This is a genomic window from Selenomonas bovis DSM 23594, from assembly GCF_000381005.1.
In the GTDB taxonomy this organism is placed as follows: Bacteria; Bacillota; Negativicutes; order Selenomonadales; family Selenomonadaceae; genus Selenomonas_C; species Selenomonas_C bovis.
In genome coordinates this window covers 1-5,735 of record NZ_KB908434.1, presented here as the reverse complement: position 1 = coordinate 5,735, position 5,735 = coordinate 1, and the positions used below count along the sequence as shown (strand labels likewise).

Below are 5,735 nucleotides of genomic sequence, written 5' to 3'. Positions count from 1 at the left end.
CATGATGTGCTCCTTTCTCCGTGGCGCGTCCCACGGGAATATGTTATACTGAAACCACAAGCCTCGGCACGCCTACGGGCGTCCGGCGCGGGGTGGCCGACAACCACCTTCTTATCCAGCTGCCTCGTACGAGGCAACTCAGGGCCGTCTTGTCAACGGCTGCTGCAAATCGTGCCGCCTGCGGGCGGCTATTTTTGTTTGCATTTTGGCGGCGCCGCCAAAATGGCTACTTTTGAGCATGTCGCTGACTTAATATCTCATGATAGCATCTATGAGAGAGGACGAGTTCCAGCCCACCATCTCCGTGGCGGCTTGTTGGACTTTCAAGGGAATGCGCTGCTGTCCCCAGGGACGGATGCCGATGATGGTCTTTCCCATGCGATTAGCTTCGTCAATCTCATAGTCAATCCACTTACTGTAGGCATCGTACATCCCCGCGATGATGATAACGATACTGGCGGGCCTTATCTGATTGGTCAACGCATTCTCTAGTCCTGCATTTGTCCTTACATCAAGTGGATCGTGCTGAGGTACACTGTAATTCCGATAGTCCAGAGAGCTTTGTGATAGCCACCTTACAACTGTAGAGTAGTCATCGTTGTATTGCCAAGCATGGCTGATGAAAAGATTATAAGTACGAGGCATATCTATCATCCTTTCCCTTGTGATACAATATATACATGAAATAGCAAGAAGTGGCATTTTATCGCGACTTAGCACGGTGAAAGAGGTGGGGCGAGATGAAAGTAAGGAAATACCGGAAGAAGCCTGTTGTGGTTGAGGCCTATCAGACAGACCGAGAGATGATTATCCACACACTGGAAGGCGACCATCATGCGTCGGTGGGGGATTACATTATAACCGGCGTAAAAGGAGAGCAGTATCCTTGCAAGCCGGATATTTTTGCCAAGACCTACGAACCTGTCGATGAATGAGGTGTCGGAGGTTCGTCTTGCTTGATCTGGATCCAATCTCCATTGACGGAAGCAATGATGCTCTCGACGCGCATCACTAAAACAGTGTCCCTGTCATCTCCTCTGTAAACTCCTGTGCGCGTTTCGTACAGGAGTTTTTCACGCTTCAAGGCCTCGCTGGCTGCCCGATACTGCAACCATAAGTCGTGACATGAGTCCAGGCCAGCAAAGAAACGGAGATAGGATGCTATGGCACTGAGTAACACGAGTATAATGTCGCGCCAAGGATCTGCAATCGGCAGCATTCCGAGAACCGGAAGCAGGAGGACGCATGCGGTTTCTAAGCGCCGCAAACGCTTATATTCGCGCTGGTTTTCCGTACTTTTGCAGCTGAACCATTTTTGCTGTTCGTCCAAGCGATTTCTGATATATTCGTCAGGTGACATTTAGGCTTCCTTTCCTGGCCGCCTGCGGGCGGCTTTTTTGTACCACGTCGTACCACGTCGTACCATTCCGCCTCACGCGATCCCCTTGAGCACCACAAGCCCCTCCGGCACGCCCCACAGCCTTGCGAGCTGGTATATAGAGCATCCTTCATTCTCACGAATAAAGCTATCGGGTAGCAGGAGCTCGACGGCGAAGGTGTTCGCCTCGCGCTCGATGCGGTCTGTGTTGAGCGCGAGCGTGTAGGCGCTGATCCAGCTTGTATTTGCGTCAGGCGTACATACGGCGTGGCCAAGTTCGTGCGCGAGGACGAAGCGGCGCAGGTGCTCAGGCGTGCGCTCGGCATCGATGAGGATGGTCTTCACACGCTTGTACTTGAGATACGTCCCATAGACGGACCCGCCCAGGTCTATGTATATGACGTTTATACCCATCGTGCGGGCAAGTCGCTCCGGATCGTTTGTGCCGTGCCTGCGGATGAGCTGTTGTACCTTCTTTCTAATATCCATGCGATTACCTCGAAAAGGCTCAGATTTCGACATACAGAAAAGGACTGAGTCAAGCGCTTGACTCAGTCCCTGTTGCCCGCGAAGGGCGTGTGTCTTGTGGCCGATTGGCCTGCTCGCTATGGAGCTTGTGTAAATATATTTTATTACACATCGTGGGGAAAGTCAACGCTTGTCAAGTTTTTGCAGAAAAAGGATTTGCCTCATCTTCTCGTCGATCTGCTGCATGGTCTTTGTGCTGAACCTTATGCCGTTGAGAGCGGAGGCATCACGTTTCAGAGAATATATGCGTAGCTTACTGATAGTGACAATCTGATTTACCAGAGCGATACTGCCGAGCTTCATCTTTTCCAATTCCTTGCTCAGCGCATTGTTGGGAGATACTTGTGATTTCTCATACATCTTTTGCCAAAGCTCGTCACCTAAAAAGACTTCGGAATATCGCAAGCGCTCGACACGTTTTTGAGATTTTACAGAGGTTAGGGGGATTACAACGAGTGTAGGGGAGTGTAGGGGAGTGTAGGGGATTTCACACTATCCGTAGATGACACGACAACCGCATAGTGTAAGCCGCCTTCCTCTGAACCAACCCTGTAGCCGAGATGAACCTTGACAATATCACCGCGCTGGAAACGTTTATAAATGCGCGCCTCTCCTTCCTTACGCAAGAAGCGGACATAATCGCGTAACCAATAGGCAAGCAGGGGCGCGGTCTTTCTTTTATGTTCATCCGCCGCGGTGCAGCAGTCATGGAAAAAACCTGTCAACGACTGAAGGGCTGTGCGTATCAATTCTTGTGTATCAGGCATCCATCTCACTTATCCTTCCTGTACTTTCTCGGCGTGTACTTCTTTTTCGCGGTTCGCTTGGCCTGTATCATCGCGACACGCAGGGCAGCCCTTAGAGCCTCGGTGTCCTCCTCGTCGCCGGGGGCCTTGTAGTCTGCCTGCGCTACGGAATGCAGCATATCCTCGAGGTCGCGTTCGATATCCCTCTCGTCTCTCGCATTGAGCTCCGGCAGGCCGTCACTTTTCTGCGGCGCGGGCGGGGCGGGCTCGTCAACGCCCATAATAACAAGGGGTGATATTTGCAATACTTTTGCCAGTTTGGCGATTCTATCGCGTCGCATGTTGTCAATGTGCCCGGATTCCCATCGCGAAACGGTTGCTTCTGATACACCGACGTAATCCGCAACATCTTTTTGCGTAAGGCTGAGGGCGGTTCTTCTATCGAAAATAATTTTGCCAACAGATTTTGTTCTGCTGTCCATAGCGAACACCTCCTGATAACCTTATTATATATAGAATGTTGCATTTTCGCAATAAATAGCGCATATTTTTCCACGTAAAACTTACGAAAAAGTATTGCGTTTATGCAATACGCATGATATAATAACTTACGTAAACGAAATATATCTACAAGAAACTTGCATTTACGCAAGGAGGTGATAACTTGTTTCAGAAGAACGAATTCAAAGCAGAAGTCATTCGCAGAGGAATGACGCTTGATAATGTAGCTGACGCACTGGGCATCAATCCCGCCTCATTGCACAGAAAGATGAATGGCGCGAGCGATTTCTATCGCGGAGAGATTGAGAAAATCATCAAAACACTGCATTTATCGGGAGAAGAAGTCCTAAGGATTTTTTTTGCAGAGTAACTTACGGAAACGTAAGCAGAAAGGAGATCATGAGTATGAGTAATTTGATTCCGGTCGAGTACCGCGCGGAGCGCGTACTCACAACAGAGCAGCTTGCACAGGCGTATGAGTGCGGCACAGACAACATTAAGCGTAACTTCTCTAACAACAAGGAACATTTCGAGGAAGGCAAGCACTTCTTCAAACTGGAAGGCGATGAGCTGAAAGATTTGCGGGGGAAAAATATTCACCTGCAAATCTCACCGAAAACGCGTTGCCTCTACCTCTGGACGCGCCGTGGTGCTAGCCGCCACAGCAAAATGCTCGGCACGGATCGCGCGTGGGAGATGTTCGACGCGCTGGAAGAGAACTACTTCAACCCGCGTCCGAAAGCGCTCACGCCCGCCGAGCAAATGGCGCAGGGACTTCTCGCCGCGCAGAAGCTGCTCGCGGAGAAGGACAAGCGCATCGAGGAGATGCGGCCCAAGGAAATCTTTGCGGATGCAGTGAGCGTCAGCAAAACGGATATCCTCATCGGCGACCTCGCGAAGCTCATCAAGCAGAACGGGCACGATATCGGTCAGAAACGCCTCTTCGCGTGGCTGCGCGAGAAGGGGTATCTCATCAAGCGCAAGGGGCTTGACTGGAATATGCCGACGCAGCGGGCGATGGAGATGAAGTTGTTCCGCGTGAAAGAAACGGTGGTCACGCATAGCGACGGCCATACGACCGTCAGCAAGACGCCGAAGGTTACGGGAAAAGGCCAAGTCTACTTCGTCAATAAATTCCTCGCGCGAGGTGAGTGAGCGGTATGGAAAAATTGAATTTTACGTTCAACGAGGAGCTCTTTGGAGCCTTGCGTAAAGACTGGAAAAAGCAAGTGTCGGTCGAAGACGCCATTGAATATTTCCTCAACGATGAAGATGTTGAAGAAATCCGTGTTAGTAACGGAAAAGGCTTTGACCGCCATGATGACTTTCAGGTCCTCATCGATACGAGATATGCAAATTGTGACAACAAAAACGATGAGTATCTCATCTTGGAGATTTATGACGAGATTTCTTTGCGTCCGATTCTCCTGCCGATTAAACACGATAAAAAGCTCGTGTTTAAAAAGCGCGGGAGTGTCGTATATGTCGGATTGGAATGAACGGTGCTGACGATCGTGAGGCGAGCAGGATGGCAGGGAGGTGATGAAGTTGATGAAGTTCTCAGAGTTCATGCGGGCAGCTCGCGGCGATATGAGCCTGTACGAGCTGGCAAAGCGAACGGGCATCACGGCGCAGCAGCTCGCGAACTACGAGCGAGGCCGAAGCAAGGCGACGGTCGACAGGGCAGCGGCGATTTGCCGGGCGCTGAACGTGACGTTCACGATCGGCGCGTGAGAGGAGGAATCAAAAATGGATGTACTGAAAATCACGCCGGACATGGCAGCAGCCATCATCGGAAAACACAGTCAGTTTATCCGTATCGGATTGCAGCGCGGGCTACTGACGTATCACGGTGAGCCCATCGGTACGGCGATCCGCAAGACGCCGAAGAGCAAGTACAACTACTACATCAATCCGAAGCTCTTCGCGCTCTACGCAGGGCTGACAATGGACGAACTGCGCCGGGCGGTGGCTGAGATGAAAGGGGAGGCGGCATAATGACGTTGACGGAGAGAAAGCTGAGAAAGAATCAGCAGGATGACCGGCGGTTTTGCAGAATCGCGCGGGAGCTGATCGAGGAAGCGCTTTGTTTCCTGGGGGTGCTGGGGTGGCTGAGTTTCCTCGGGTACGCATTCTTGAAAGAGGTGTTTAAGTGATGAGAGCAATGGAACACAAGACGAAGCGCGGGCGGCGCTTTGAACGGCGCATGACGGAAAGACAAGCGGAGGCGAAGATATTCTTGGAGCTACTCCATGCCCTGGAAAAGGGTGACTGGGCGCGGAAGCGTGCAGTGCTCAAAGTTCGGGATGTCATGGCGGATATGGAGCTGAAGCGCTGTGCTACTCCGCAGACTGTCAACGAGTGGCGCGACATGCTCGAGGGTGTGCTGGAGTGCTTGTTGTTGGAAGGAGTTGAGTAGATGGGACGGAAACCAATGCCGGAGGCTCTGCGCAATATCCAGCGCCACACGCCGGTACTGCGGACGCTGGGCGATGTGGAGTACTTCGCGCAGGAGATGTACCGGAAAGGCGCTCGCGACGCCGCGGAGAAAGCCGTAAATACGCGCCTGCTCATGGCACTTT

14 protein-coding genes are annotated in these 5,735 nt (G+C 51.7%); 8 read left to right on the top strand and 6 right to left on the bottom strand.

All coding sequences use genetic code 11. The features are described from left to right. Nucleotides 1-249: 249 nt before the first annotated feature. Nucleotides 250-645, bottom strand: a complete 396-nt coding sequence (locus F599_RS0112910) for a TIR domain-containing protein (RefSeq protein ID WP_019541982.1) — start codon at nucleotides 643-645, stop codon at nucleotides 250-252. Nucleotides 646-740: 95 nt separating this feature from the next. Between F599_RS0112910 and F599_RS0112905 the strand changes: the two genes are divergently transcribed. Next, complete coding sequence (locus F599_RS0112905; protein WP_019541981.1) at nucleotides 741-935, top strand: hypothetical protein; 195 nt, start codon at nucleotides 741-743, stop codon at nucleotides 933-935. Here F599_RS0112905 and F599_RS0112900 read toward each other — a convergent pair. The 5 genes from F599_RS0112900 to F599_RS14510 all read right to left on the bottom strand — a co-directional run bounded on the left by F599_RS0112900 (nucleotide 914) and on the right by F599_RS14510 (nucleotide 3,134). Next, on the bottom strand, nucleotides 914-1,360 hold the full coding sequence (locus tag F599_RS0112900; protein WP_019541980.1) for a DUF4231 domain-containing protein: 447 nt from the start codon (nucleotides 1,358-1,360) through the stop codon (nucleotides 914-916). The genes F599_RS0112905 and F599_RS0112900 overlap by 22 nt on opposite strands. 72 nt (nucleotides 1,361-1,432) lie before the next feature. Beyond that, the gene (locus F599_RS0112895) at nucleotides 1,433-1,867 is read right to left on the bottom strand and encodes an ImmA/IrrE family metallo-endopeptidase (protein ID WP_019543912.1); all 435 of its coding nucleotides are present in this window, start codon (nucleotides 1,865-1,867) and stop codon (nucleotides 1,433-1,435) included. Nucleotides 1,868-2,029: 162 nt separating this feature from the next. Beyond that, a complete protein-coding gene (locus tag F599_RS14515; RefSeq protein WP_019543911.1) occupies nucleotides 2,030-2,209 on the bottom strand; it encodes a hypothetical protein in 180 nt (59 codons plus the stop codon). Nucleotides 2,210-2,352: 143 nt separating this feature from the next. Beyond that, nucleotides 2,353-2,673, bottom strand: coding sequence for a hypothetical protein (locus F599_RS0112885; RefSeq protein WP_019543910.1), 321 nt, complete (start codon nucleotides 2,671-2,673; stop codon nucleotides 2,353-2,355). 5 nt (nucleotides 2,674-2,678) lie between these two features. Further along, entirely contained in the window at nucleotides 2,679-3,134 is a 456-nt protein-coding gene (locus F599_RS14510) for a helix-turn-helix domain-containing protein (RefSeq protein WP_019543909.1), read from the bottom strand. Nucleotides 3,135-3,316: 182 nt separating this feature from the next. Here F599_RS14510 and F599_RS0112875 point away from each other — a divergent pair, with 182 nt between their 5' ends. From F599_RS0112875 to F599_RS0112840, 7 genes are read left to right on the top strand one after another with little or no spacing between them, the layout of a single operon-like run. Continuing rightward, nucleotides 3,317-3,523: a helix-turn-helix domain-containing protein gene (locus tag F599_RS0112875; RefSeq protein ID WP_019543908.1), complete on the top strand. Its 207-nt coding sequence runs from the start codon at nucleotides 3,317-3,319 to the stop codon at nucleotides 3,521-3,523. Between the two features lie 35 nt (nucleotides 3,524-3,558). Next, nucleotides 3,559-4,308, top strand: coding sequence for a phage antirepressor KilAC domain-containing protein (locus F599_RS16120; RefSeq protein ID WP_019543907.1), 750 nt, complete (start codon nucleotides 3,559-3,561; stop codon nucleotides 4,306-4,308). Nucleotides 4,309-4,313: 5 nt separating this feature from the next. Further along, the gene (locus F599_RS0112860) at nucleotides 4,314-4,652 is read left to right on the top strand and encodes a hypothetical protein (protein WP_019543906.1); all 339 of its coding nucleotides are present in this window, start codon (nucleotides 4,314-4,316) and stop codon (nucleotides 4,650-4,652) included. Nucleotides 4,653-4,695: 43 nt separating this feature from the next. Beyond that, nucleotides 4,696-4,887: a helix-turn-helix domain-containing protein gene (locus F599_RS0112855; RefSeq protein ID WP_033369452.1), complete on the top strand. Its 192-nt coding sequence runs from the start codon at nucleotides 4,696-4,698 to the stop codon at nucleotides 4,885-4,887. Between the two features lie 15 nt (nucleotides 4,888-4,902). After that, nucleotides 4,903-5,151 carry a hypothetical protein gene (locus F599_RS14500; protein WP_019543904.1) on the top strand — a complete coding sequence of 83 codons (249 nt, stop codon included), beginning with the start codon at nucleotides 4,903-4,905 and terminating at the stop codon, nucleotides 5,149-5,151. Next, entirely contained in the window at nucleotides 5,151-5,309 is a 159-nt protein-coding gene (locus tag F599_RS15795; protein ID WP_019543903.1) for a hypothetical protein, read from the top strand. Before F599_RS14500 ends, F599_RS15795 begins: the two co-directional genes overlap by 1 nt. Continuing rightward, a complete protein-coding gene (locus F599_RS0112840) occupies nucleotides 5,309-5,572 on the top strand; it encodes a hypothetical protein (protein ID WP_019543902.1) in 264 nt (87 codons plus the stop codon). The genes F599_RS15795 and F599_RS0112840 overlap by 1 nt, the downstream gene beginning before the upstream one ends. The last annotated feature ends 163 nt before the right edge of the window (nucleotides 5,573-5,735 follow it).

Excerpts from the sequence above, each read along its gene's own strand:
- F599_RS0112910 (WP_019541982.1), bottom strand. The coding sequence starts at position 645 with ATGCCTCGTACTTATAATCTTTTCATCAGCCATGCTTGGCAATACAAC.
- F599_RS0112905 (WP_019541981.1), top strand. The coding sequence starts at position 741 with ATGAAAGTAAGGAAATACCGGAAGAAGCCTGTTGTGGTTGAGGCCTAT.
- F599_RS0112900 (WP_019541980.1), bottom strand. The coding sequence starts at position 1,360 with ATGTCACCTGACGAATATATCAGAAATCGCTTGGACGAACAGCAAAAA.
- F599_RS0112895 (WP_019543912.1), bottom strand. The coding sequence starts at position 1,867 with ATGGATATTAGAAAGAAGGTACAACAGCTCATCCGCAGGCACGGCACA.
- F599_RS14515 (WP_019543911.1), bottom strand. The coding sequence starts at position 2,209 with ATGAAGCTCGGCAGTATCGCTCTGGTAAATCAGATTGTCACTATCAGT.
- F599_RS0112885 (WP_019543910.1), bottom strand. The coding sequence starts at position 2,673 with ATGCCTGATACACAAGAATTGATACGCACAGCCCTTCAGTCGTTGACA.
- F599_RS14510 (WP_019543909.1), bottom strand. The coding sequence starts at position 3,134 with ATGGACAGCAGAACAAAATCTGTTGGCAAAATTATTTTCGATAGAAGA.
- F599_RS16120 (WP_019543907.1), top strand. The coding sequence starts at position 3,559 with ATGAGTAATTTGATTCCGGTCGAGTACCGCGCGGAGCGCGTACTCACA.
- F599_RS0112860 (WP_019543906.1), top strand. The coding sequence starts at position 4,314 with ATGGAAAAATTGAATTTTACGTTCAACGAGGAGCTCTTTGGAGCCTTG.
- F599_RS0112855 (WP_033369452.1), top strand. The coding sequence starts at position 4,696 with ATGAAGTTGATGAAGTTCTCAGAGTTCATGCGGGCAGCTCGCGGCGAT.
- F599_RS14500 (WP_019543904.1), top strand. The coding sequence starts at position 4,903 with ATGGATGTACTGAAAATCACGCCGGACATGGCAGCAGCCATCATCGGA.
- F599_RS15795 (WP_019543903.1), top strand. The coding sequence starts at position 5,151 with ATGACGTTGACGGAGAGAAAGCTGAGAAAGAATCAGCAGGATGACCGG.
- F599_RS0112840 (WP_019543902.1), top strand. The coding sequence starts at position 5,309 with ATGAGAGCAATGGAACACAAGACGAAGCGCGGGCGGCGCTTTGAACGG.